This is a genomic window from Lishizhenia sp., from assembly GCF_057456495.1.
The window spans coordinates 1-23,827 of record NZ_JBVCPV010000018.1; the positions used below are offsets into that span (position 1 = coordinate 1).

The 23,827-nt window shown below is 37.2% G+C and carries 22 protein-coding genes; 12 read left to right on the top strand and 10 right to left on the bottom strand.

From position 1 onward, the window contains the following. Nucleotides 1-170: 170 nt before the first annotated feature. Genes AC22ZQ_RS02410 through lpxK form a run of 6 tightly spaced genes read right to left on the bottom strand, consistent with a single transcriptional unit; the run spans nt 171 to nt 6,691 of the window. Nucleotides 171-980: a UDP-2,3-diacylglucosamine diphosphatase gene (locus tag AC22ZQ_RS02410; protein WP_318956975.1), complete on the bottom strand. Its 810-nt coding sequence runs from the start codon at nt 978-980 to the stop codon at nt 171-173. Nucleotide 981: 1 nt separating this feature from the next. After that, nucleotides 982-2,112 carry a TlpA disulfide reductase family protein gene (locus AC22ZQ_RS02415; RefSeq protein WP_318956976.1) on the bottom strand — a complete coding sequence of 377 codons (1,131 nt, stop codon included), beginning with the start codon at nt 2,110-2,112 and terminating at the stop codon, nt 982-984. Nucleotides 2,113-2,139: 27 nt separating this feature from the next. After that, entirely contained in the window at nt 2,140-3,381 is a 1,242-nt protein-coding gene (locus tag AC22ZQ_RS02420; RefSeq protein WP_318956977.1) for a TlpA disulfide reductase family protein, read from the bottom strand. A gap of 8 nt (nt 3,382-3,389) precedes the next feature. Beyond that, a complete protein-coding gene (gene gatB / locus AC22ZQ_RS02425) occupies nt 3,390-4,835 on the bottom strand; it encodes an Asp-tRNA(Asn)/Glu-tRNA(Gln) amidotransferase subunit GatB (protein WP_318956978.1) in 1,446 nt (481 codons plus the stop codon). A gap of 19 nt (nt 4,836-4,854) precedes the next feature. Next, nucleotides 4,855-5,667: a purine-nucleoside phosphorylase gene (locus AC22ZQ_RS02430; RefSeq protein WP_318956979.1), complete on the bottom strand. Its 813-nt coding sequence runs from the start codon at nt 5,665-5,667 to the stop codon at nt 4,855-4,857. Then, on the bottom strand, nt 5,648-6,691 hold the full coding sequence (gene lpxK / locus AC22ZQ_RS02435) for a tetraacyldisaccharide 4'-kinase (RefSeq protein ID WP_318956980.1): 1,044 nt from the start codon (nt 6,689-6,691) through the stop codon (nt 5,648-5,650). Before lpxK ends, AC22ZQ_RS02430 begins: the two co-directional genes overlap by 20 nt. A gap of 98 nt (nt 6,692-6,789) precedes the next feature. Here lpxK and AC22ZQ_RS02440 point away from each other — a divergent pair, with 98 nt between their 5' ends. The 3 genes from AC22ZQ_RS02440 (at nt 6,790) to AC22ZQ_RS02450 (ending at nt 9,589) form a co-directional block, all read left to right on the top strand. Then, on the top strand, nt 6,790-7,725 hold the full coding sequence (locus AC22ZQ_RS02440; protein ID WP_318956981.1) for a lysophospholipid acyltransferase family protein: 936 nt from the start codon (nt 6,790-6,792) through the stop codon (nt 7,723-7,725). After that, on the top strand, nt 7,722-8,750 hold the full coding sequence (locus AC22ZQ_RS02445) for a beta propeller repeat protein (RefSeq protein ID WP_318956982.1): 1,029 nt from the start codon (nt 7,722-7,724) through the stop codon (nt 8,748-8,750). Before AC22ZQ_RS02440 ends, AC22ZQ_RS02445 begins: the two co-directional genes overlap by 4 nt. Nucleotides 8,751-8,866: 116 nt before the next feature. Next, on the top strand, nt 8,867-9,589 hold the full coding sequence (locus AC22ZQ_RS02450; RefSeq protein ID WP_318956983.1) for a hypothetical protein: 723 nt from the start codon (nt 8,867-8,869) through the stop codon (nt 9,587-9,589). A 461-nt stretch (nt 9,590-10,050) separates the two neighbouring features. Here AC22ZQ_RS02450 and rplI read toward each other — a convergent pair whose 3' ends face one another. From rplI to rpsF, 3 genes are read right to left on the bottom strand one after another with little or no spacing between them, the layout of a single operon-like run. Beyond that, nucleotides 10,051-10,497 carry a 50S ribosomal protein L9 gene (gene rplI, locus AC22ZQ_RS02455; RefSeq protein WP_318956984.1) on the bottom strand — a complete coding sequence of 149 codons (447 nt, stop codon included), beginning with the start codon at nt 10,495-10,497 and terminating at the stop codon, nt 10,051-10,053. Between the two features lie 37 nt (nt 10,498-10,534). After that, on the bottom strand, nt 10,535-10,798 hold the full coding sequence (rpsR, locus tag AC22ZQ_RS02460) for a 30S ribosomal protein S18 (RefSeq protein WP_090249513.1): 264 nt from the start codon (nt 10,796-10,798) through the stop codon (nt 10,535-10,537). Nucleotides 10,799-10,824: 26 nt separating this feature from the next. Next, nucleotides 10,825-11,169: a 30S ribosomal protein S6 gene (gene rpsF, locus AC22ZQ_RS02465; RefSeq protein WP_318956985.1), complete on the bottom strand. Its 345-nt coding sequence runs from the start codon at nt 11,167-11,169 to the stop codon at nt 10,825-10,827. A gap of 221 nt (nt 11,170-11,390) precedes the next feature. On the opposite strand from rpsF, the gene yidD reads away from it, so the two are divergent. The 3 genes from yidD (at nt 11,391) to AC22ZQ_RS02480 (ending at nt 15,695) form a co-directional block, all read left to right on the top strand. Continuing rightward, nucleotides 11,391-11,699 (top strand): membrane protein insertion efficiency factor YidD, encoded by a 309-nt coding sequence (gene yidD / locus AC22ZQ_RS02470; protein ID WP_413468667.1) that lies wholly within the window; start codon nt 11,391-11,393, stop codon nt 11,697-11,699. Between the two features lie 201 nt (nt 11,700-11,900). Beyond that, complete coding sequence (locus AC22ZQ_RS02475) at nt 11,901-14,531, top strand: valine--tRNA ligase (RefSeq protein ID WP_318956986.1); 2,631 nt, start codon at nt 11,901-11,903, stop codon at nt 14,529-14,531. 264 nt (nt 14,532-14,795) lie between these two features. Next, nucleotides 14,796-15,695: an endonuclease/exonuclease/phosphatase family protein gene (locus AC22ZQ_RS02480; protein WP_318956987.1), complete on the top strand. Its 900-nt coding sequence runs from the start codon at nt 14,796-14,798 to the stop codon at nt 15,693-15,695. On the opposite strand, the gene AC22ZQ_RS02485 is transcribed toward AC22ZQ_RS02480, so the two are convergent. Beyond that, a complete protein-coding gene (locus tag AC22ZQ_RS02485) occupies nt 15,692-18,844 on the bottom strand; it encodes a UvrD-helicase domain-containing protein (protein WP_318956988.1) in 3,153 nt (1,050 codons plus the stop codon). The genes AC22ZQ_RS02480 and AC22ZQ_RS02485 overlap by 4 nt on opposite strands. A gap of 87 nt (nt 18,845-18,931) precedes the next feature. On the opposite strand from AC22ZQ_RS02485, the gene AC22ZQ_RS02490 reads away from it, so the two are divergent. From AC22ZQ_RS02490 to AC22ZQ_RS02515, 6 genes are all read left to right on the top strand, one after another. Continuing rightward, entirely contained in the window at nt 18,932-19,672 is a 741-nt protein-coding gene (locus AC22ZQ_RS02490) for an MbnP family protein (protein ID WP_318956989.1), read from the top strand. Further along, nucleotides 19,672-20,745: a cytochrome-c peroxidase gene (locus tag AC22ZQ_RS02495; protein ID WP_318956990.1), complete on the top strand. Its 1,074-nt coding sequence runs from the start codon at nt 19,672-19,674 to the stop codon at nt 20,743-20,745. Before AC22ZQ_RS02490 ends, AC22ZQ_RS02495 begins: the two co-directional genes overlap by 1 nt. A 10-nt stretch (nt 20,746-20,755) precedes the next feature. Then, the gene (locus AC22ZQ_RS02500) at nt 20,756-21,316 is read left to right on the top strand and encodes a hypothetical protein (protein WP_318956991.1); all 561 of its coding nucleotides are present in this window, start codon (nt 20,756-20,758) and stop codon (nt 21,314-21,316) included. Nucleotides 21,317-21,416: 100 nt separating this feature from the next. Further along, nucleotides 21,417-21,791: a hypothetical protein gene (locus AC22ZQ_RS02505; protein WP_318956992.1), complete on the top strand. Its 375-nt coding sequence runs from the start codon at nt 21,417-21,419 to the stop codon at nt 21,789-21,791. Between the two features lie 123 nt (nt 21,792-21,914). Then, nucleotides 21,915-22,178, top strand: a complete 264-nt coding sequence (locus AC22ZQ_RS02510) for a hypothetical protein (protein ID WP_318956993.1) — start codon at nt 21,915-21,917, stop codon at nt 22,176-22,178. A gap of 459 nt (nt 22,179-22,637) precedes the next feature. After that, the coding region (locus AC22ZQ_RS02515) for a PHP domain-containing protein (protein ID WP_318956994.1) at nt 22,638-23,827 on the top strand (1,190 nt) is incomplete at its 3' end.

Consider the following 23,827-nt stretch of genomic DNA (forward strand, 5'->3'; position numbering starts at 1 on the left):
ATGCGTGTAAATATGTGTGGAAGGCATGCCAATCTCACTAAACCTGGGTGTAAGTGGTTTGCAAAGGATAAAAAGATAGTTGAATATAATAAAGAGCGTTATAAAAAGAACAAGGCTCGCGTAAAAGCTGAAATAGAATTAATAGATGAAATAAAAAAGGTTAGCGAGCGCTAACCTTTTTTATTTTGATGGGTAAATGTATAAGCTTTACCCAATACGTTTTCTGGTGTGTTTTGAAGGAGTTTTAAGTCCGTTCCATCAAATACTCCATAAGTGTAGTACTTAATCCAATCTCCGAGGTTTAAATACCTACTATTATCATTTAATTGAATGTCTAATGGCAAATGTCTGTGACCAAAAATGAAGTAGTCAAAATGTTCTTCTTGCAATATATCCTTACAATGATGTACCAACCATTCTCTATCTTCTCCCAGGTACTTATCGTCGTCGTTCCCAGTTTTTGCTCTTGATTTACGAGAGGAATAATTCGCAACTCCGATTCCGAAATTGGGGTGTAAACGTGCAAAACACCATTGGAAGAATGAATTGCTGAATATCTTTTTGATCATTTTATAACCTCGGTCACCCGGACCTAAACCGTCTCCGTGACCAATGTAGAATTTTTTACCGTAAAAAGTTCTTTCTATAGGTTCTCTATGCAGTTGTACGCCTAGTTCTTCTGGTAAGTAATCAAAGATCCACATGTCGTGATTTCCTGTGAAAATGTGAACAGGAATACCCTTGTCTGTCAACGAAGCGATTTTGCCTTGAAGGCGAACAAATCCTTTCGGAATCGCTTCCTTATATTCAAACCAAAAATCAAATATATCTCCGACCAGAAATATTTCTAACGCATCGTCTTTTATGGTATCTAACCATTTAACAATACGCTTTTCACGAATGAGACTTGATTCTTTATTGGGTGCGCCCAGATGGAAGTCTGAAGCGAAATAAACCTTCTTTTTTTGGTGTTGTGACATCTTAGTATCCAAATATACTGGATAAAGCACTTTCTAATGCTACTCCTCTCAGATTTGTTGAGATGATATTACCTTCCTTATCTACTAAAACGGTGAATGGAATTCCACTAAAACCATAATCAGCACGTGCACTACAGTTCCATTTATTTAACTCACTTACGTGACTATCCCATTTTAAATTATCGGCGTCTATAGCAGCCAACCAATTTTCTTTTCTACCATCTAATGAGACACTGAATACTTCAAAGCCTGCATCGTGGTATTTCTCATAAAGTTTTACCACATTCGGGTTTTCTCTTCTACATGGCCCACACCATGATGCCCAAAAATCAATTAATACAACATTTCCTTTTAAATCAGACAGACGTAATGTGTCGCCATTGGCATCAGGCATGGCAATTTCTGGTGCTGGTTTACCTGAAGCTAGAAGTTGAGAAGATTCATACTTGGCTTTGTGTTGCGCCATTTGTTGACGGATACTTTGAACCACGTTACTTTCTGGAAAACCTTCTAATAAATCTTTAGCTACAGCTTCGTATTCTTTGTACTCGTTCGGTATAGCATAGGTATTAATCACGGCAATTAATGCAGGTGATTTTCTATGATTAGAAGTAAACCTAGAACGTTCTGCTGTAAACCTTAGGTACTTTTGTTGAAATTGTTGTGTAATTGCTTTTTGTTGATTGGGAAACTGTCTCATCAACATGGTAGCACTATCCTTATCTCTTTTGAAAACTTCATAGGTACGCAAAAAGTCATTCATGTCAGTACTTTCTGGTGAACCAATGATATTAGAAAAGAACAATATGTTTTTACCATCACCGTAAACTTGAATACTATCATTCTCACGGAAAATAATGTTCAAGTGAGAATGATTTCCTAACCTGAGTACATAATAATCGGGGTTAGGAAGATCTGTAGAAAAACTAAAGTTTCCATTTTTATCGGCAACAGCTTTATCGTAATCGTGATACTGTCTTCCCATCAATTGGGAAATGTACAGGGTATCATTAGGAAGGTTGAATATAGTTCCACTAAGCTCGATGTGAATAGTAGAAGGTTTTTCTCCCGTTCCTTGTGCGTAAACTAGCGATGTTGCGAATAGTAAAAATGTGATAAATACTTTAGTCATTCTGATGTTCTCGTTTTTATTTAGTTATTAATCTAAAAGTTCTTTCAGTTTGTTTTCAAGTGCTTGACCTCTTAATCCTTTTGCAATAATCTCTCCGTTTTTATCTACTAAAACAGTGAAAGGTATTCCTTGGAATTTATACGTCTGTATTACTGAAGAGTTCCAATAGTTCAATTCACTGACGTGATTCTCCCAGCTGAGGTTGTCTGCTTTAATAGCTCTTTTCCATGCTTCGGCATCTTTGTCAAGTGAAACACTAAAGATATCAAATCCTTTGTCTTTGTACTTGTTGTATAAACGCACTACGTTTGGATTCTCTTTTCTACAAGGTCCACACCAAGAAGCCCAGAAGTCAATTAACACATATTTTCCTCTAAGGTCAGATAATCTTCTTTCAATACCATTCGGATCCGGCATTGCAATCTCCGGAGCTACCTTCATTTTAGAGAAAGATAAGTATTCATTGTATCCATTTTCGATTTGACTAACTTGTTGACCTATGGCTTGAGACAATGGGTTTTGTGGGTATGACTTCATAAAACCATCTTGCATTGTTCTCAACACATCAAGGTTTTTTGGATCCCAGTTTTCAAATCCACCTAAATATTCTTTAGGATATACTTGCTGAACCAAAATGATGTTCGCTGGATTGTCGCTATCATTTGTAATCGCGTCAATACAGAAGTCATCCATAGGTTTACTTTCCTTTACAATCATTTTTAACAATTCGTCTTGACTGTACTTTTGAGGATCTTTTAAATTTCTCTGGAAAGAAAGGAAGCCAAACAAATGTTCGAAATATTCATTTAAAACAGGAGCCCATTCTGTACCAGAATATTTAGGGGTACTGTTAAAATCATCGAAGTTTACTACGACGTTCACTGAATCTTCCGGTACCAAGCTTAATGGTACAACCTTCTGTGAATTCGGGTTGCTTTCATTGAGCCTTAATTGGTAAAGACCTAAAGCTGGAATGTTTCCTGTAATTTTAAAATTCCCATCTTCATCAGCATGAGATTTACCCAGAACAATTACTCCACGAGGTGTTGTTGTTTCCACCACCATTTCGGCATGAATACCATTTTCAACCTTACCCGTAACTACGAAGTTCTGTTCCAAGTTTTGAGTTGGGGTAACCTTTGATTCAGCGGGGACATTTTGCTGAACTCCGGCAGTTTCTTCACCCGAAACGCTGTTTGTGTTGTTATTGTCATCTGAGCAAGCTGTAAGTAACACAGCTGTACAGATAATAGGGAATATTTTATTCACTTTTTTCATTATTGTTCTAACATTTCTCTCATTAACTTATTGGCTGCTTTCGGGTCTGCTTTTCCTTTCGAAAGACGCATTAATTGTCCCATAAAGAATCCAGTAAGTTGTTTTTCTCCACTCCTGTAACGTTCCACTTCACTTGGATGTTGTTCGATAACTTGCGAAATGTAATCTTTGATACTATCCTCATCTGATTCCTGTATCAAGTTCAAGTCTTGAGCAATTGCTAAAGGATCTTTGGTTGGAGCTTCTAACATAGCCGGGAAAATAGATTGAGAAGCTACAGTAGAACTTACTTTACCTTCATCTATAATTCCTATCAATTTAGCGATTTGTTCAGCAGAGATTGGGAAGTCTTTCATTTCCAATCCGCGTTGGTTCAAAAAGGATTTAACATCACCCATGATCCAGTTTGCTGCCGCTTTGTAATTTTTAGTAAATGAAGTAACCTCGTTATAAAATAAAGCGATAGGCTTGGCTTCTATAAGGTTGCTTGCATCGTATTCAGAAAGCTTGTATTCCTTTGTGTATTTTTCAAACAAATCATTCGGTAAGGCAGGCATTTCTGCTTTTACAACTTTAATCTGATCTTCAGTTACGCGAATAGGTTGAATATCTGGTTCAGGGAAGTAACGGTAATCATTCGCCGCTTCTTTAGAACGCATAGAAATTGTACTGTTGTTCAATGCATCGAAAGATCTTGTTTCTTGGAACAATTCTTCTCCATTTTCCAAAGCCTCAATCTGACGATTGATTTCGAATTCAATGGCACGTTGTACATTACGCATAGAGTTCATGTTTTTAACCTCTACTTTGGTACCAAACACTTTACTCCCTTTTTTCATTACCGAAATATTGGCGTCACAACGCATTGAACCTTCCTCCATGTTACCGTCACAGATCTCCAAGTATCTCAATAATTTTCTAACCTCTTGTAGGTAAGCATATGCCTCATCAGAAGATCTTAAGTCCGGCTCAGTTACAATTTCCAATAAAGGAGTACCGGCACGGTTAAGGTCAACCAAGGTGTCGTACATATCTACATCGTGAATACTTTTTCCAGCATCCTCTTCCATGTGAATACGCGTAATACCGATTTCTTTTTCTACACCGTCTTTGGTTTTAATTTTTACAGAACCACCCGTACAGATTGGCGTCTTGTCCTGCGTAATCTGATAACCTTTTGGTAAATCGGGGTAGAAATAGTTCTTTCTTGCAAAGTATTGGTCTTCGGCAATGTTACAATTCAACGCCAATCCTAATTTGATGGCGTATTCAATTGTCTTTTTGTTCATCACGGGTAATGTTCCAGGATGTCCTAAAGTAATTGCACTAATATTTGTATTGGGCATTGCCCCATATTCATTCACATCGTTGGAATATGCTTTTGTTTTTGTAAGCATTTGGGCGTGAACCTCTAAACCTATAACTGCTTCGTAATTCTCTCTCACCTTGTAAAGTATAAGTGATTTATAATTTTGTAATTAATTCTTTTAAGATAGTTGTCATCTTAGGCTCCTGACGGTTGGCAACTGCAATAACATCGGCAACGCTTACCTTTTTAATTTTTCCAGGAACTCCTAAATCAGTAATGATAGAAATAGCAAAACATGGTAAATCCATGTGGCGAGCAACAATGATTTCAGGAACGGTTGACATTCCTACAGCATCAGCCCCCAATGTTCTAATCATTCTATATTCTGCTGGTGTTTCTAAAGTTGGTCCAGTTAATCCTAAGTAAACCCCTGTAGAAACTTTGATTCCTTCTTCGGCAGCAACTTCTTTTGCCTTTGCAATCATGTCTTTGTCGTATACATCAGACATATCCGGGAAACGCGGTCCTAATTCATCGATGTTTTTACCAATTAAAGGATTTCCAGGGAAGAAGTCAATGTGGTCATCTAAAATCATGATTTCACCAACCTCGAAGTCTGGATTAACTCCTCCAGATGCGTTACTCACAAATAAACGCTGGATTCCTAATTGCTTTAATACGCGAACAGGGAAAGTAACCTCTTGCATTGAGTACCCTTCATAAAAGTGGAAACGACCTTGCATTGCTACAACTTTTTTCCCTCCAAGTTCTCCAAAAATTAATTTTCCAGAGTGACTCTCAACTGTAGAAACAGGGAAGTGAGGAATATCCTCATAAGAAACCTCATGAGAAATAGTGATTTCTTTCACTAAACCACCTAATCCAGTACCTAAAATAATTCCAAACTCAGGTTGGAAATCTACTTTATTTTGAAGGAAGCTTACCGCCTCATTTATTTGCGCTAACATGTTTTTCTATTTGCTTTAAAAAGTTTGTTTCTTCATCAAGGCCTACCGTTATACTTTGGTAATACCACGGACGATTTTCTATGAGTTTTAACAATTGTGGTTGTTTCAATCTCATCAAGTCTTTTTCCGTTGTGATGATGGCCTTATTTTGACCCACAAAGGTATCAAAAATAGTGTGAATTTTATTCAGATCATTCACTGTGTAATTGTGATGGTCTGGAAAGGACATTAATTCTACTTTAAATTTCTTTTCAAGTTCTTTTTGCAAGGGTTCAGGGTTGGCAATTCCCGTTACTAAAAGTACTTCTTCAGGTAAGTTTTCACTGTTCCATGCTTCTTGAGAACTGATGGGTAAAATTGCTCCATAATCTATGTTCGAAAAGAATACTTTTTGCTTATTGGATGGGTTTATTTTGCGCTCAATTTTCCTTTTATCCTCGGAGGATAAACTTTTAGGACACTTACTTACCACGATAATATTTGCCCTATTTTTCCCTCTTCTATATTCTCTAAGTCTTCCTGCAGGAACAACATGGTCTTTGTAAAAAGGTTCGTCGAAAGTTGTAATAAGTATGTTGCAATCTCTGCCTATTTTTCTGTGTTGATAGGCATCATCTAATATCAATAGGTTAAATGCTCCTTGCTCTAGTTTTTGAGCCCCCAAAGTTCTGTCTTCGCAAACGGCAACCTCTATTTCCTCTTTATGTTTAAGTTTGTAAAGTAAAGGTTCGTCACCAACGGTTTCAGCGGAAGAATGCTCGGTGACTTTTAAATATCCCTTGGTTCTTCTACCATAACCTCTCGATAAAACCGCAAGTTGAAATTTGCTTTTAAAGTGAGAAATCAGGAAGTCAACATGCGGTGTTTTTCCAGTACCTCCCATGCTCAAATTCCCAACAGATATGGTAGGGATTTTAGCGTTATATGTTTTTAATATTCCAAGATTGAACATCATGTTTCGAAGTGCCATAACACTGCCGTATAGCCAACCAATGGGTATGAATATTTTAAGTAAATTTTTCACTCTTTCAAAAGTAATAAATGAGTGGAGCAATGAAAGAAAAAAGTAAAGCTTTCTAGAGAAAGTGATTTAACCTTATTTATTTACATTTGAAGCATCTTATGATTTCGAAAATAGCATACTATTTAATAATACTTCCGTTCTCCTATCTGCCGCTTTGGTTGCTGTATGGAATTGGAGATATACTGTATTTACTATTGCTTTCTGTATTGCCGTATCGCAAAAAGGTAATTATTGCCAACATAGAAAGAGTCTTTCCTAAGCTTTCGAACAAAGAAAAGAAAGCTTTGGTGCGTAAGTTCTACAGGTACTTTTCGAACTTATTGATGGAGTCTGTTAAAGGATTGTCTATTTCTAAAGCATCCTTACTTAAAAGAGTAACCGTGGAGAATCCTGAGGTGATGGAAGAACTTTATGCCGAAGGGAAGGATGTGCTGTTTGTTGGGGGGCACTACAACAACTGGGAATGGTTAATTTTGATTCAGGATGCCTTGTTTTCTCATAAGGCAATAGGTGTTGGTAAGCCTTTGTCGAATGGTTTCTTTAATAAGAAAATGAATGCGCGACGTGAGCGTTACGGGATGACTGTAACCAATAATAAAGCGCTAAAAGCTTGTTTTAAGCAATACCTGAACTCTGGAAATCCTGCTGCGGTATTGTTATTGGCAGATCAATCTCCGGGTGATAGTCTTAAAAGTTATTGGATGCAATTTTTAGGAAACTTAACTCCGGTTTTATACGGACCAGAGTACTTGGCTGTTAATTACAATACGGCTGTCGTTTATTACGAAATGAAAAAGATAAGTAGAGGTTATTATAGGTTGTACTTAAAAGTCCTAGAAAAAGATCCAAGGTCAACAACTTGGGGGGAGATTACAGAAAAACATGCCCGTGAAATGGAGGCAACCATCCTCAATCATCCAGAGTTTTGGATATGGTCCCACAAAAGATGGAAGCGAACTATTCCAGAAGATCTCGAGGGATTAAAGGAGCAACAAAAAGAAAAGTTCAATCAATTAATTCAGAAAATTAAATGAAGAAATTACTACTACTAAAATTTGCGTTAGTCCTGCTGAGCCAAGTTGTTTACGGGCAAGTGAAAGTTGAGCAGATTCAAGAAATACAAGTAGGAGCCGATACCTGTTATGCGAGAGCGATACATGTAGATAGTACGGGGCTGTATTTAGGGACGTCCAATGGAATACTTTATCATTATAATCTAGAAAAGGATCTTTTAAAAGCTCAATACGGAAGTAGTGAGATGGTAGAAATACGAGATCTTTATCGTTCTCAGCAAGGACTCCTAACTATGAAGTCGGGAAGTACCGGGAAGTTGATGTGGGTAGAAGGTCAAACTACACGTTATATAGATACGGTTATTTTTGATTCTGTCTTCTTGGATGTATTGGATATGACTTCTACAGGTGTAGCTGTGATGATGGGAGACCCGGTGAATGGTTTTTTTAGTTTGTATTGCAGTTTTGATTATGGGAATACCTGGTCGAATATGTCATACATGATACCTGCACCCGATGGGGAGTTTGGATATGCAGCCAGTGGAAGTACCTTGAAAATGTTAAGTGATACAAGTTTTGTTTTTGTAACCGGAGGATCAAAAAGCGTTTTCTATACGGTGAGTTTCAAAAAAAGTGAGTTTGTTGAATTGAAATACACGAAAACTGAAATGCCTTTTGAAAGCGGAGAGGGTAGTGGTGCTTTTTCTATGACGTCTATTGATGATAGCACTTTTGTGGTTGTTGGAGGGAACTACACTGAACCGGGGAAAAGGAAGAAAACTTGTTTTGTTTCTTCAGACAAAGGACAAACTTGGAAGCCTTCAGATAAGATGCCTAATGGTTATAGATCATGTGTGATTTATGATGAAGAAAATGAAATTTTGTATTGTTCAGGGAGAAACGGTATTGATTACTCTCTTGACGGAGGAAAACGTTGGAAATCACTGAGTAAAACTCTGGCCTTTTCATTAACTTTGTATAAAGGCAAACTTTACGGAACTACCCGTAATGGTAAAGTGAAAATATTTAGCATTAAAGTAGATTAAATTGAAACTGAGCTTACTTTTCTGCGTAAAAAGAAGCTGTTAAGGATTTGTTAAAATCCAAATGTCCTTATATGAGGGCATAATATTTGAATATATTGGTTGAAAACACAAGTATCATGAAGAAATTATTGACACTATTATTATTAACAATTGGCTTTGGCACATTTGCACAAGAGACTTACGAAGATTTATTAATACTCAAGGCCGATAAAAATTGGGAGAAATTAATTAAGCAAGGGGTTAAGTACACTGAAAAGGACGATACTAAAAATGACGCGGAGCCTTATTACTACGTGGCCTTAGCTTACTATAATATTTCTTTCATTTCTGATAGAGATGAGGAATATGAGAATGCTTTTAAAGATGCCTTAACTTACATTGGTAAGTTTATGCGTAAAGACAAAGATGGATCTGTATTTGAAAAGCACAGAGAGTTTTTCTCTGAAGTGAAGCAATACCTTGTGGAGATGATTGCTAACGAAGTTGAGGTAGGTTCTTACAGGAGAGCTTTTGCTTGGGTAATTAAAATGTACAAGTTCGATAGAGAAGAAATCGGAGCAAACTATTTAGAAGGAGCTATTCGTTACCACAGAGGTGATAAAACTACAGCTCGTAATAAGTGGAAAGACGCAGACGAGCTCTTAGATAAAGTAGAAACAACTGACGGATGGTTGCAAGAAGATTTTGATATGTTGCGAATAGGAGTTGTTGAAACGGCAAAAATCTATGTTCAAATGCGTCAAAATGCAAAGGCGAAAGAATTATTAGATAAAGTAGCGCCTTGGTTTGAAGATGATCAAATGTTCCAAGATCAATACGATGAGGTTGTGAACTCTTAAGAAAAGAAGATATAATTAATTAGAAAAGGACGGTTGAGAAATCGTCCTTTTTTTGTGCTCAGTTTTCTTGAAAAGGGAGTGGTGAACCTAAATCATGTAGAAAAGTTTAGGGCTTTTTTACCCTTGTGGTATACGGATGGGACTTGCTTCCATATCCCATTGTCTAGAATGAGGGCCTTTTTGCTCCTCATTAGAGTTCGAAGCAAGGAGTAGAATGAAGGAGCAGGGATAGAGTTACGGTCTTCAAACGAAATACTGAAACGAAATTATGTGTCAATTTAAAGCATTGACGGCAGAGGTGTAAGAATACCTTGTCTGTACTTATAAGTGGTCTTTATGTAGTTAGGAGGATAAGAGTTAGGCAGTGAATTGTTCCACCGAAATAAAGGGTTGAAAAAATAGGGTACAAAAAAAAAGGCTGTTCGAAATGAACAGCCTTTTTATATATCATTAGTAGTGAATTACTCACCAACAACTTCGAAAGTGAAAGCTTGCTTAACTTCTTTGTGTAAGTTAGCTTCAGCTTCGTAAGAACCAACCTCTTTAATAGGCTCGTCTTTGATTTTTAATGATTTACGGTCAATCTCTACACCAGCAGCTTTTAATGCTTCAGCCAATTGTAAAGTATTAACAGATCCGAAGATTTTACCGTTTTCACCAACTTTTGCTCCAATAGAAACTTTAACACCTTCTAATTTAGCAGCTAGTTCAGCAGCTTCTTCTTTAACTTTCTCTTCTTTGTGAGAACGCTGTTTCAATACTTCGTTGTGTGCTTTAATAGCAGACGCAGAAGCCATGATAGCGTATCCTTGAGGGATCAAAAAGTTACGAGCGTATCCATTCTTAACAGTTACAACATCGTCTTTGTACCCTAAGTTATCAACGTTTTTCTTTAAAATGATTTCCATCGTTCAATATTTTTAAAAATTCAACAATAACCGGGTCTTATTTTAACTGATCACCAACGTATGGTAAGATAGCTAAATGACGCGCTCTTTTAATTGCTTTGTTTACTCTTTTCTGGAATTTTGCAGAAGTACCAGTAACTCTTCTTGGTAAAATTTTACCTTGCTCGTTAACTAGCTTTAATAAGAAATCTGCGTCTTTGTGGTCAACAAATTTAATTCCACTTTTTTGAAAACGACAGTACTTGTCTTTATTGATTTCGATGTTAATCGGAGTCAAATATCTGATATCATTTTGTGCCATGATTCTCTTTTTATACGATTAATAAATTAAGCTTCCGCCTTAGCAGATTTTCTAGCTCTTCTTTTGTCAGCCCACGCTTTGTGGTGCTTGTCCATTTTAGTAGTTAAAAAGCGCATTACTCTTTCGTCACGTTTGAAAGCAACTTCTAAATCAGCGATTTCTTTACCTTCTCCTTCAAATTCTAACATGAAGTAGAATCCAGTAGTTTTCTTCTGGATAGGGTAAGCCAACTTCTTAAGTCCCCAAGACTCAGAGTGAGTAACGTTTCCACCAAGAGCTTTAATTTCCTCTTCGTACTTTTTTACTGCTTCCTTTGCCTGATCTTCAGACAAAACGGGAGTTAAAATGAAAACAGTTTCGTAGTTATTCATAATTAAACATTTTATTTGAGCCCGCAAAGATAGAGCTTTTCTTTGATAAAGAGAAATTTGCAGGAAAAGTTTTTTGGTTTTTACCTCCTAGGTTAGAGCGCCGTGATAGGTAAGACTTCTGTATATTCGATTTTTCGGTGTGTTTACCTGTAGCAGGAAAAGAATTTTATACCTTTTAGTTGAAGGTGTAGATTGAATGACAGCATAAGAGCAAGACACTCGTGTTGATTTTTGTTCCTTTAAATAACACCTTAAAGAAATTCATTTTACCTTTAGCCTCTGTGAACATCCTCAAAAAAATAGCAATTGCTCCGCTTATACTTTTGGTAAAACTCTACCAAAACCTGATTTCGCCGTTAACACCGGCCGCATGTAGGTATAACCCAACGTGCTCGGCCTATGCTGTAGAGGCACTTAAAGTGTGGGGACCTTTTAAAGGTACTTGGCTCGCTGCCAAAAGAATTGCCAGTTGTCACCCCTGGGGTGGTTTTGGTGATGATCCAGTTCCTCAAAAAAAGAAAAAGAAATAGAGCTCTCGCGTTTCAAACAGCGATAGTAGCGGTAGCCCGCATCCCCAAGATTTTTGGGGAGAGGACTTTAGCGTATAGCGCGATTGTTGGCCCAAAAAATTACGCTCGATTACTTTATTTATTTACGCAACAATATTGGCCCGCTTTCCATGGGCTTCTCTGCCTTAATTTAATTATCTTTGCCCGCAAATATTTTAACACATGGAAATTCCTAAGACATACGAGCCTACCAAGGCTGAAGAAAAATGGTATTCGCATTGGATGAATAAAGGATATTTTCACAGTACGCCAGATGATAGAGAGGCTTATACTGTGGTTATACCGCCACCCAACGTAACAGGGGTCCTGCACATGGGACACATGTTGAACAATACTATTCAGGATGTCTTAGTCCGTCGTGCACGTATGCAAGGTAAAAATGCTTGTTGGGTACCAGGTACCGATCACGCATCTATTGCTACAGAAGCGAAAGTGGTAAACAAATTACGTCAGGAAGGAATTAAGAAGTCTGACCTTACACGTGATGAGTTTATGGAGCATGCTTACGAATGGAAAGATAAGCATGGTGGAATTATTTTAGATCAGTTAAAGAAATTAGGAGCTTCTTGTGATTGGGAAAGAACAAGCTTTACCATGGATGAGGAGTATTCAGAATCTGTAATCAACGTTTTCATTGATCTTTTCCAAAAAGGAAAGATTTACCGTGGAGCACGTATGATTAACTGGGATCCTGAAGCGCAAACTGCATTGAGTGATGAAGAGGTAATTCACAAAGAAGTAAACTCTAAATTGTTTAATGTACGTTACAAGATAGAAGGTACAGAAGACGATTGGTTAACTATTGCAACTACGCGTCCAGAAACGATTTTAGGTGACGTTGCGATTTGTGTTAACCCTAACGATGCACGTTTTGCAAATTTGCATGGAAAGAAAGTTATCGTTCCTATCGCTAACAGAAGTATTCCTGTAATAGCTGATGAGTATGTAGATATGGAATTCGGTACAGGATGTTTGAAGATTACTCCTGCACACGATGTGAATGACTACGATTTAGGGAAGAAGCACAACCTAGAAACGATAGATATTTTAAATGCGAATGGTACCCTAAACGAAAACGGGTTGCACTACGCAGGTAAAGATAGATTTGAGGTAAGAAAAGAGATTGCCAAAGAATTGGAGGAGAAAGGATACATGGTTAAGGTAGAAGACTACATTAACAAAGTTGGTTTCTCTGAAAGAACAGATGCGGTAATTGAACCAAGAATCTCTTTACAGTGGTTCGTAGATATGAAAGAGTTGTCTAAGCCAGCATTGGACGCGGTAATGGATGGAGAGATTAAATTCCACCCAGACAACATGAAGAATACTTACAAGCACTGGATGGAAAACATTAAAGACTGGTGTATTTCTCGCCAATTGTGGTGGGGACACAGAATTCCAGCTTGGTATTACGGTGAAGGAGCTGACGATTTTGTTGTAGCTAAAGAGCTAGAAGAAGCTTTAAAATTAGCTTCAGAGAAGAGTGGAAGAACAATCACTGAGGCAGAGCTTAAGCAAGATGAGGATGTATTGGATACATGGTTCTCTAGCTGGTTATGGCCTATCTCTGTTTTCAACGGGTTAACGCAGCCAAACAACGAGGAAATTAATTATTACTACCCAACCAATGACTTGGTAACGGCTCCAGAGATTATGTTCTTCTGGGTAGCTCGTATGATCATTGCAGGGAAAGAATATATGGGCGGACAAATTCCTTTCAAAAACGTATACTACACAGGTATCGTTAGAGATAAGTTAGGAAGAAAGATGTCTAAATCATTAGGTAATTCTCCAGATCCAATTGGGTTGATTGAGAAGTACGGTGCTGATGGTGTACGTGTAGGGATGTTGTTAAGCTCTCCTGCAGGTAACGATTTACCGTTTGACTCAAGCCAGTGTGAGCAAGGACGTAACTTTACGAACAAGGTATGGAATGCCTTCCGTTTAGTAAGTTCTTGGGAAGTAAAAGATATGGAGCAGCCAGAGGCTTCTAAGAAAGCGATCGAGTGGTTCCAAGCGAAGTTTAACAGTCGTTTAGCTTACATCAATGATCAGTACGACAAGTTCAGAATTTCTGATGCGTTGATGGGAACTTACAAGTTAGTATGGGATGATTTCTGTTCTTGGTACTTAGAAATGATTAAGCCAGGTTACCAGCAGCCTATTGATGCGGCAACCTTAGAAGCAACAAAAACTTTCTTTGAGCAAATTTTGAAAGTAATGCAGCCTTTCACGCCATTCGTAGCGGAAGAAATTTGGCACTTATTGAGAGAGAGAGCAGAAGGTGATGACATCATTTTGGCACAATGGCCAGCTTTAGAAACAGTAAACGAAGCCTTGTTGAATGATTTCAATTTAGCGTTCGAAGTAATCGGAGGTTTAAGAAATATTAGAAAGCAAAACAACATTGCCAACAAGATCAAGTTAGACTTGTCTATCAAGAAAAACAATGATGCAAGTGATGCGTTAGATGCTGTAATTGTTAAGATGGGTGGATTAGCTACCTTAACTTATTCAGATGAGAAATTGGCAAACGCCTATTCTTTCATCGTTGATGGTAACGAATACTACGTTCCTTTCGGTGATGATATTGATGTAGAAGCTGAGATCAAAAAGCTAGAAGAAGAATTGAACTACACAAAAGGGTTCTTAACTTCTGTTCAAAAGAAATTAGGTAACGAAAGATTCGTAAACAACGCTCCAGAGCAAGTTGTAGCGAGTGAGAAGAAAAAAGAAGCAGACGCTCTTGGAAAAATTAAAATTTTAGAAGAGAAGCTAGAGGCTTTAAAATAATTGTAGCGTAAACTACAGCAATCCGTGATCATTGATTTGGTCACGGATTTTTTTGTGTTTAAGGCAAACGGCCGGGCTATCCCTTTTAGTCCTTTGTTGTTTTTGGTTTCGGCTAAAACTTTAGCTAAGGCTTCTTTTAGTCGCCCTACCCAAAGTAAGCCTCAAATAAAAAACACCTTCAGGCGCTATCAGTACTATCCCTGTTTGAAACTTTTCTCTCGGCTACATCTAAGAACTTAGTTATTTGTGTATTTTCATTTTTGTATGAAGAATCTTTTAGGAATAGTATTTATTTTGGTCATAGGTTTTTTGCTCAATACCTGCGCGTTGAGGAAAGTACTGGCGCCAAGTAAAGCAGTAACCACTACTGCGACCTACGATTCTATTGCTATACTTTCTTGGAATATTCAAGATTTTGGTCAAACCAAAAACCAAGAAGAGTTAAGTCGTATTGCGCGTATTCTAAAACCCTATGACTTAATTGCTATTCAGGAAGTAGTGGCTGGAGATGGGGGAGTGGATGCTGTAAATCGACTCATGAATGAACTGAATAAGCAGGGTGATGATTATCTATACGTCTTAAGTGAAAAGACCAACAGTAGCTCTGCATATGCTTCAGAACGGTATGCTTTTATATGGAAGTCTGATAACTTAAAATTAATGGGTACACCAAAGCTATTGGCATATTTAGATAAGGAGTGCGACAGAGAGCCTTTTCAAGCTTTGTTTTCACCGCTCCGGGGAATAGATACTTTTTCTATCTCTACTTTTCATGCCGTTAGTGCAGGTAAAAAACCGGAGTTAGAAGTGGTTCACTTGTCGGAGATAATAGATAGTTCTCAAGTAAAGAACATCCTTATTTGTGGTGACTTTAATTTAGACGAAGATCATTCGGCTTGGTCGAGCTTGTATGAGCAAGGAATGAAAAACGTATTAGACGATCAACCTACAAGTTTAAAAAGGAGGTGTAAAAATGGAGTTTACTTGAATCATGAATTTGATAATTTCTTCTGGACAGCAGAGCGTATGTCTTTTGGGAAGGGAGTTGTCTTGGATGAGGTGAAACAATGTGAAGGGTTGGATGGGTTTAGAGATTTATCCGATCATTTACCAATAGTTACATGGTTAAAATTCGAAGTACACCCAATCCATCTTGATTTCTAACACACTTTTTTTAATTCATTTTCTTTCAAGTAGAATAAATACCCTTCTACCACACTAAAACCTAACTCTCTCAAGGCAAAGGCATAGTTTTTCACTTGTGCTTCATCCTTTTTTTGTTGTTTCCCTGTTTTGTAGTCAATAAGTATTACGCCGTCTTTGGTTAAAATCAATTTGTCAGGACGTTTAATATCATCTTTATCCAATATAATCTCTTGCTCATTCATGATTTTCGTAGCCTGGGCCAAGAGTTGTTTATACTTTATGTTGGTTAAGGCTTTTTCAGCATCTTGTTCAAGTTCTTCCAGCATTTCTTGCTCTAGTCTACCTTGAATTTTTAGGGCTCTAATTTTTTGAGGAAGCTCCTCCAAGTCATTCACTTTAGAGAGTAAATAGTGTAATTGATTTCCGTAGCGTCTTTCTCTACTCAAATCTTCTTCCTCCAGAGCTTCCTTGTCTTGCAAGCTGATTTCAGGGAACCACAGGTAATCGTTCAGTGCTTCAGGTCGGAATATTTCTGTATGTTCTTCCGCTGTAGATGTGTTTAATGTTTTTTCACCGAAGCTGTATTGAATAATTCCTTCTTCTTCTTTTTTTAGTAGAGATGGATGTTGTATGTCTGCCAAATGTTTGGCAACGAAATCTTCTACATAGCCTTCAGCGTTTTTACGGACATTCGCGTACATACGTTGTACGGGGCGTGTCATGGCTACATACAATAGGTTGAATTCATCCATTAATTTTTTGAAGTTTTCTTCTTCGTAATGGTCTATAATGAATCCAGGAGCATCCTTCTTTTTCAGGGAGGTATAGTAAACTTCTTGGTCGTCTTCTACAAAGACTTTTTCATCCATTTTAATTTTCCATCCCAGGTTTGGAAGCATCACCACAGGGAATTCTAATCCTTTCGATTTGTGCACCGTCATTATTTTGATGGCTTCGTCATTTTCTGGAATTTGAACCGTTTGCGTACTTCCGCCGCTGTTCCAGAAATCTAGGAATGCTCTAGTGTCTGGACCTTCATTTACGTCAAAATCCTGTAACATTTCCATCAGGTGATGGAGGTAAGGATTGTTCAACTCATCCACTTTAAATAAGCGGGCAAATTGCTGACCTAAATCGTAGAGGTTGTCATAGTTGAAAACGAGTTTTTCCTTCGTTTCAAAGTAGTGTTCAACAAATAAATCCATGTTTAATCTTCCTACTCTTCCATCCCAGAAACTTTGAAGTTCTTCCAAAGGATCTAGGCCTTGACGTGTAATAAAACTTACTGCAAATTGAGTTTGTTTCGTGAAGTTGTTGTAGTTCCTTCTTAAGTTGAGGTAATCTACAAATAGCTGTATGGATTTATCTGCGCCTATGGCCAAACTGTCAGAACTAACCACCTTATAGTTTTCTTCTTGTTTGGTTAAGTATTGCGCCCAACGTCTTCCGTCGCTTGCATTTCTGGCCAATAAACAAATGTCACCACGTTTAAAACCATCTGCCTCACATTCTCTAATCCACTGGTGTATGCTGCCCAATTCCACTTCTTCATATTCAGAGTTGTTCATTTTCTCTGTAAAGTGATTGAAGTAAACATAGCCACCATCTTTTCCTTTCGGATTTTGAATTACGTCGTGGTAAGCCGCTTGCATGTCTTTGTGTAAAGGAACGATGAACTCTGGGAAAAAGGCGTTATTAAACTCCACAATGTTCTTGTAAGATCGCCAGTTGTCTTCTAAGGGAAGTTTTTCCCCTTGTACCTTAAACTGGTGCGAAATTGCTCCTAGTTTTGGATCTTGTTCAGGGTTGTATATTTCTGGAAGTTCAATAAACTGTTCTACCAATCCATTTCTAAACCTATAAATAGCTTGTTTAGGATCTCCTACAATTAAGTTAAAATGACCTTGAGAAATGGACTCGTGCAACAATGGAATTAGATTCAACCATTGTAAACGCGAGGTGTCTTGGAACTCATCGAGTAGGTAGTGACTGAATTTTGTACCTAATCTTTCGTAAATGTAAGGTGCGTTTTCTTCAGAAATCAGTTTGGATATCATCGCGTTAAACTCCGAAATACGAATAATACTTTCGTCTTTACGAATGTTTTGCAGTTGTTCTCCTACATATTTTAAGAGAGCAAGGTTGTAAAAATTCTTGCGCAATAAATTGTAACAGAAGTATTCGTCAGCCAGTTTATTGGTGTCTGTGTACAGTCCAATTATCGATTGCTTTAAAGCATCTGGGAAAACATGCGAGGCCTTTAAGTTTGTACCAGCAAGGGCTTCTTCAACGGCTTTGTATGTTTTTAAGCGTTGAGGAGTGGCCCCTAACATTTTATTCAATTTATCGGGTAAACCCAATACTCCATTAACGCCTCCCGGTAAATCACCCTTGGTTAAACCGTAGGTGTTAAAGTGTTCTATCCAAGATGTTATTTTTCCTTCAAACTCTAACTTGATATGTTTGAGGTGAGCATTTATTCCGTCGTATTCTTCAGAAGTGTAGTCTTTTTCAAGTACTTTCTGCACAAATTCTTGGTTAGACTCTTTGATCAGAACAGAACTGAAGTCAATCAGGTTTTTACGGAAATTCCATTTTTCACCTTCGTCTAAATTGGCTTTCGCATAGCGCACGGCGAGTGAAGTTAATCTTTTGTTGTCTTCCGTTCCAATTTTAGAAAGTAACTCATCTACTACCTGTTCCAGTAATTTTTTTTCTTCGAGAACAACCTTGAAGTCTTGCTGTATGTCCAAATCTCTTGCGAAAGTTCGTATCAATCGCAAGCTGAATTTATCTATGGTCAATACATTGAATTCTTCAAAGTGATGCAGGATTTCTTTTAGCACTAAACGCGCTTTTGTTTCTATTTCTTCTTTCTTGAGACCTGTGTTAATGGTAGTGGTTTCAAGTAATAATTGTCTTTTCTTTTGAAGCTGAGCATCCTCGGTGTAAACATTAGAAAGTAAATCTAGCGCGTCAATAATACGCTCTTTCATTTCGAGTGATGCCTTGTTAGTAAAGGTCATGGCAATAATGCTTGAGAACTTTCCTTTTTCGCCATGTGTAAGCGTGAGTTTTAAAAATTCTTGCACCAAATTAAAGGTCTTACCACTACCTGCTGAGGCACTTAGTATTTTTAAATCTGCTGATCTCAATGCTTGCTCCATCCCAATTATTTCCAAGGTTTGTCATAAATATAAACAAGCTTAGGAAACGAAATGTTATCTTTAATCGTTATTCTAAAAAAGGATGCCATGAAATCAATAATTACTTCATTTATATTCGTAGGGTTAATTCTTCTTTCTTCTTGTAAAGAAAGAGTAGATACAACGCCAAATCACTACTTTCAAATTAAGGTTGTTCCTCTTTTTAACGGAGAAGAAATGGAGTTGAACACAGGATACACGGGGGTTGATAATGTTGGGTATAAATTCGAAAGAATTGCATTTTTTGCTACGAACTTGAATGCAAACAATAATGGTGCAACCAAGGAAGGAGCCTTGTTTAACTTCGAAAAGAATGACTATTTATATAAGGGTAAGAACCTTGTGAATGACTTGTTAGAATTACAGTTTTTTTTAGGCGTTAACTATCATTTAAATCATCAAGATCCAACGGTTTTTGGGAATGATGAAGATTTGAATATTGCCAATGTTGATGGCTTACATTGGGGATGGGACCCTGGTTATATTTTTATTGCCGTAGAAGGAAAGGCTGATACGCTCATGGATGGTCAGGAAAACTATGATCATTCTTTTGTTTACCATGTGGGTAAAGATGTGAATTTAAGAAGTATGAGTTTTACAAACGTAACTACGAAAGAAATCAATGACTCTACTCATTGCGCTTATTTGTATCTTGAGATGCATGATTTCTTTTACGGTTCTACAGACACGATTCATGTAAATTCAGAACATTCTATTCATGAAGGAGGTCAAATGGATGTCTTGGCCCAAAAAGCATTGAATAATTTTGAAAAATCTTTAACGAAGTAATGAAGCAAGCATTCTTTTTTGTGCTATTATCTCTTTTGGTTTTCTCATGTAAAGAGGAGGTGGTGAGTTATTCACCCACACCCTATGTTTTAAAGGAGCCCAGTCATTTTCCAAAAATGGATATTCCAGCGGATAATCCTATGACCAAAGAAGGTGTAAAGCTCGGGCGACATCTTTTTTATGAAGAAAGGTTAAGTGGTGATAATACCATGAGTTGTGCCTCTTGTCATGCCCCAAATCTTTCTTTTTCTGATGGAGAAGTGACCTCTACAGGTATAGATGGGATTGCTGGAAATAGAAACTCTATGGCTTTGGTCAATTTAGGGTATCAACATTTTTTCTTTTGGGATGGTAGGTCCAAAACTTTAGAAGAGCAAATTCTAGAGCCGGTTCCTAACCCTATTGAAATGCACGAGAGTTGGACAAATGCGGTACTCAAGTTAAAAGATGATGTGAAGTATAATGCCATGTTCTTTGAAGCTTTTGGGACCTATGAGTATGATTCTACACATGTGGCTAAAGCTGTAGCTCAATTTATTCGTACCATGATTTCTGGGAATGCCGAGTATGATATATTGTACAAAGTAGAAAATGGAATAGCGCTCAGCGATGCTGAAACGGTTCGGTATAATGCGATTACCAATCAGGAGTTAGAAGGTTACGAGTTGTTTAAAAGTTTGAATGGTGCGGATTGTATTCATTGTCACAGTGGACCTATGGCACAAATTGAAGGGCTCCGTAATAATGGTTTGGATGCTACGTTTACAGATTTAGGAAGGGCAGAGGTAACAGGAGACGCCAATGATGAAGGAAAATTCAAAGTTCCAACCTTGAGAAATATAGCCCTTACAGCCCCTTACATGCATGATGGTCGTTTTGCGACCTTAGAAGAAGTGATTGACCATTACTCAACAGGGATTCAACAAAGTCCTACCCTTGACCCCATGATAGAATTTGCTTTCCAAGGCGGTGTACAATTAGACGAATATGAGAAGAATGCAGTTTTGGCTTTCTTGCATTGTTTAACCGATAGTAGTTTTATTACCAATCCAGCATTTAGTGATCCGGAATGATTTTGTTCATATGAAACAACTTGAAAATATTAAGCTGCCGGTTGGGAATATTTTACTTTGTCTATTGTTGTTTTTGTGCCTTGGATGTAGGCATGAATCAGATAAGATAAATAAGAATCATGGACCTGAATTGATAATCGATGATCAGAATACAGTTCAGTATGACACGATTAAAAATCTAGATAGCTTAATTGAAATGTTTGAACCAAACAGTGTGAGTTTAAATGTGTGTTTGAAAAAGAATAATGAGCTTTTAAAAACATTAAAATATTATCAGGATCATGAAATAGATAATCAGAGGGGTAGATTTGAAATAGTACTGAAGTTATATAAATATCAAAAAGAAAATTATTGTCAGGGATTTAATTTGTTGAATGAACATGGAGAGGTGGCGAGGTTTTTAGCGTTTCAAGTTTTTAATGATATAGGTTTTGATAGGAAAAGACATCCTATGTTAAATTCCGGTTATGTCCTTAGTTATATATTAGAAAATAACCTTCAAGCTGAATATGATATTGAATTATTACAAAAGATAGTGGAGTTGGAGGATTCATGTGGGCGTTTGGATTAGTGAGAGGATGTTAATTTTCACGTTCGTTCCATACGCAATACAATAGCGAAGGAGTTAGAATAGCAGCAGGAGAAAACTTAATTAATAAAATATGTCGGGTATGAAAAGTCTAATATTTTTAATGTTTTATATTGTTAATTATACATATGGACAGTTAGATTCGATGGTAGTTAATGTTGAATTGGTTAATAATGATGTGTTTTCAGGAAGAATATATTTGAAACAAATTTGCGATTCAAATAACCAAATTTTGTACGGGAAATACATCGAATGTGATTCGACAAATTACACCTACAAGCTTACTTTTGAAAATAATATGAGATGTAATAAGTATAGATTAGTCTGTGAAACATTGTATTATGAAAAAGTTATTGTAGACATATCAAGTGAAAAGTTGCCGCTAAGTATCACCCTGTATCCAATTAAATATACGGCTAAAGAAATTGAAGATGTAATAGGTGAATCAAATAATTAAATGGGAAGTCCGCTATTAGAGAATGGAAGAAAAAAGATAGAGTACTAAATGGGTAAATTGAGTATAATTTTAGTAAGTGTATTAATTTCTTATTCGTGTAATTTTTCAAATAAATTGAATAACATGAATCAAACTTTATTTTTAAATGATTACATGAGATTTTCTAAAGATGGGTTTGTTGAACATGTGGGGAATAGAGAGTTCAATGATATCTCGAAATATTTAACTGAAAAATATGGCGCTCAAAGAATTAGGCTAATTTCATTTGTTGTTCCTGACAGCGTGTATTTTTGTGAATTTTATACCTATAGAGATCAAGTCAAGTGTTTGGTAATGGATAGAAATAAAAATATATTTATTGAGGATAGTATAAGATTTGATTATTAAATATTTAGTTTCAGTTCAATTCAAATTTTTAAAGTGCTCACTCCCAAAAAGAAAATACAACACCCAGTAAAACTTATAGGGTAAAGAATGTCTACCAGGGACAAAAGCGTATACCCCGTAGACCAACTTTGTTTTGAAACTTATTTTACAGAAAGCGACTTTAGAAGCTTTTGGGAGAATGTAGTTGAAAAGAAAGGTGGGAGAGGCGTAGCAGCGTTGGCCCGGCGGTGCTTTTCTTTTTAGAATTAGATTTTAATTCTGGATTTTAAATAAGTGCTTTCCGCGATACAATCGCGAAGGAGCGTTAGAAAAGCAGCAGGGTAGCCTAAAAAGGGCTAAATAATTTATGCTCAAAGCCATCCTATGTCACCTGTAAAACTTGTGTAAAACTTCGGGTAACTTTATCGGGTCAAAAAGTACTAGAATTGTATCTTTACTTTTCGCAAAGAATCCAGCACTATGTACATAATTTTTGATACGGAAACTACAGGTTTACCGAGAGATTGGAACGCTCCCATTACAGATACGGATAACTGGCCGAGGTGTATACAAATCGCTTGGCAGCTCCACGATGATATGGGGCGCTTAATTGAGGCGAAAGATTACCTGGTAAAACCGGATGGATTTGATATTCCTTTCGATGCGGAACGTATACACGGTATTTCTACTGAATTAGCCATGGCGCAAGGGGAAGACCTGAACATGGTATTGGAGGAATTCAACATTGCGCTTTCTAAGGCAAAATTTGTGGTCGGACAAAATGTTGGGTTCGATGTTAATATTATGGGTTGTGAGTTCTTCCGTCAAAGCGTGGATTCTCCGATGGCAGACATGCCCGTTTTAGATACCTGTACTGAGATTACTGCGAACTTGTGTAAGATACCTGGAGGTAGAGGAGGTAAGTTTAAATTACCAACCCTTACAGAATTACACGAATTTTTATTCCAACAACCCTTTGCTGAAGCCCACAACGCAACTGCCGATGTGGAGGCAACTACGCGTTGTTTCTTTGAATTGATTCGTAGAGAGGTTTTTACAGACGAAGAGCTTGAAGTAGAAAGAGAATACTTCGATAACTTCATTTCGGTAAACCCGAATATGATAGAAGGGGTAGGCTTAACCCACCTCAACTTAAAAGAAGAATCTGCCAAATTAAAAACGGATACTTCTAGTGTTTCTAAGGCTGAAATTAAGGAAGGACTTGAAAAATTAGAGGGAGTTAACTTTACTCACCTTCATAATCATAGTCAGTTTTCTATTCTTCAATCTACAACGGATATCAAAGGATTGATTGCAAAAGCGGCAGCTTTAGATATGCCGGCGGTAGCCCTTACGGATACAGGAAACATGATGGCGGCTTTTCACTTCGAAAAGTACATTACCCAGCATAACGATAAGATTAAAGCGGAACGAGCTGAAGCAGAAGAAAAAGGAGAACCCTATACAAAAAAGGAACTGATGCCTATAATCGGGTGTGAGTTTAATGTGTGTAGAGATCACTTAGATAAAAGTAACAAAGACAACGGTTACCAAATTGTATTGTTGGCTAAAAACAAGCGAGGTTACCACAATTTGGCGAAAATGGCTTCTATTGCTTTTACGGACGGGATGTACTATGTGCCTCGTATCGACAAAAATGTTGTGGAGAA

Coding starts and splice junctions, on each gene's coding strand:
- rpsR (WP_090249513.1), bottom strand. CDS start 10,798: ATGGCACAAAATGATATCAGATATTTGACTCCGATTAACATCGAAATC.
- AC22ZQ_RS02490 (WP_318956989.1), top strand. CDS start 18,932: ATGAAATCAATAATTACTTCATTTATATTCGTAGGGTTAATTCTTCTT.
- AC22ZQ_RS02495 (WP_318956990.1), top strand. CDS start 19,672: ATGAAGCAAGCATTCTTTTTTGTGCTATTATCTCTTTTGGTTTTCTCA.
- AC22ZQ_RS02475 (WP_318956986.1), top strand. CDS start 11,901: ATGGAAATTCCTAAGACATACGAGCCTACCAAGGCTGAAGAAAAATGG.
- AC22ZQ_RS02500 (WP_318956991.1), top strand. CDS start 20,756: ATGAAACAACTTGAAAATATTAAGCTGCCGGTTGGGAATATTTTACTT.
- AC22ZQ_RS02510 (WP_318956993.1), top strand. CDS start 21,915: ATGAATCAAACTTTATTTTTAAATGATTACATGAGATTTTCTAAAGAT.
- AC22ZQ_RS02450 (WP_318956983.1), top strand. CDS start 8,867: ATGAAGAAATTATTGACACTATTATTATTAACAATTGGCTTTGGCACA.
- AC22ZQ_RS02485 (WP_318956988.1), bottom strand. CDS start 18,844: ATGGAGCAAGCATTGAGATCAGCAGATTTAAAAATACTAAGTGCCTCA.
- AC22ZQ_RS02505 (WP_318956992.1), top strand. CDS start 21,417: ATGAAAAGTCTAATATTTTTAATGTTTTATATTGTTAATTATACATAT.
- AC22ZQ_RS02440 (WP_318956981.1), top strand. CDS start 6,790: ATGATTTCGAAAATAGCATACTATTTAATAATACTTCCGTTCTCCTAT.
- rpsF (WP_318956985.1), bottom strand. CDS start 11,169: ATGAATAACTACGAAACTGTTTTCATTTTAACTCCCGTTTTGTCTGAA.
- AC22ZQ_RS02415 (WP_318956976.1), bottom strand. CDS start 2,112: ATGACTAAAGTATTTATCACATTTTTACTATTCGCAACATCGCTAGTT.
- AC22ZQ_RS02445 (WP_318956982.1), top strand. CDS start 7,722: ATGAAGAAATTACTACTACTAAAATTTGCGTTAGTCCTGCTGAGCCAA.
- AC22ZQ_RS02480 (WP_318956987.1), top strand. CDS start 14,796: ATGAAGAATCTTTTAGGAATAGTATTTATTTTGGTCATAGGTTTTTTG.
- AC22ZQ_RS02410 (WP_318956975.1), bottom strand. CDS start 980: ATGTCACAACACCAAAAAAAGAAGGTTTATTTCGCTTCAGACTTCCAT.
- rplI (WP_318956984.1), bottom strand. CDS start 10,497: ATGGAAATCATTTTAAAGAAAAACGTTGATAACTTAGGGTACAAAGAC.
- AC22ZQ_RS02430 (WP_318956979.1), bottom strand. CDS start 5,667: ATGTTAGCGCAAATAAATGAGGCGGTAAGCTTCCTTCAAAATAAAGTA.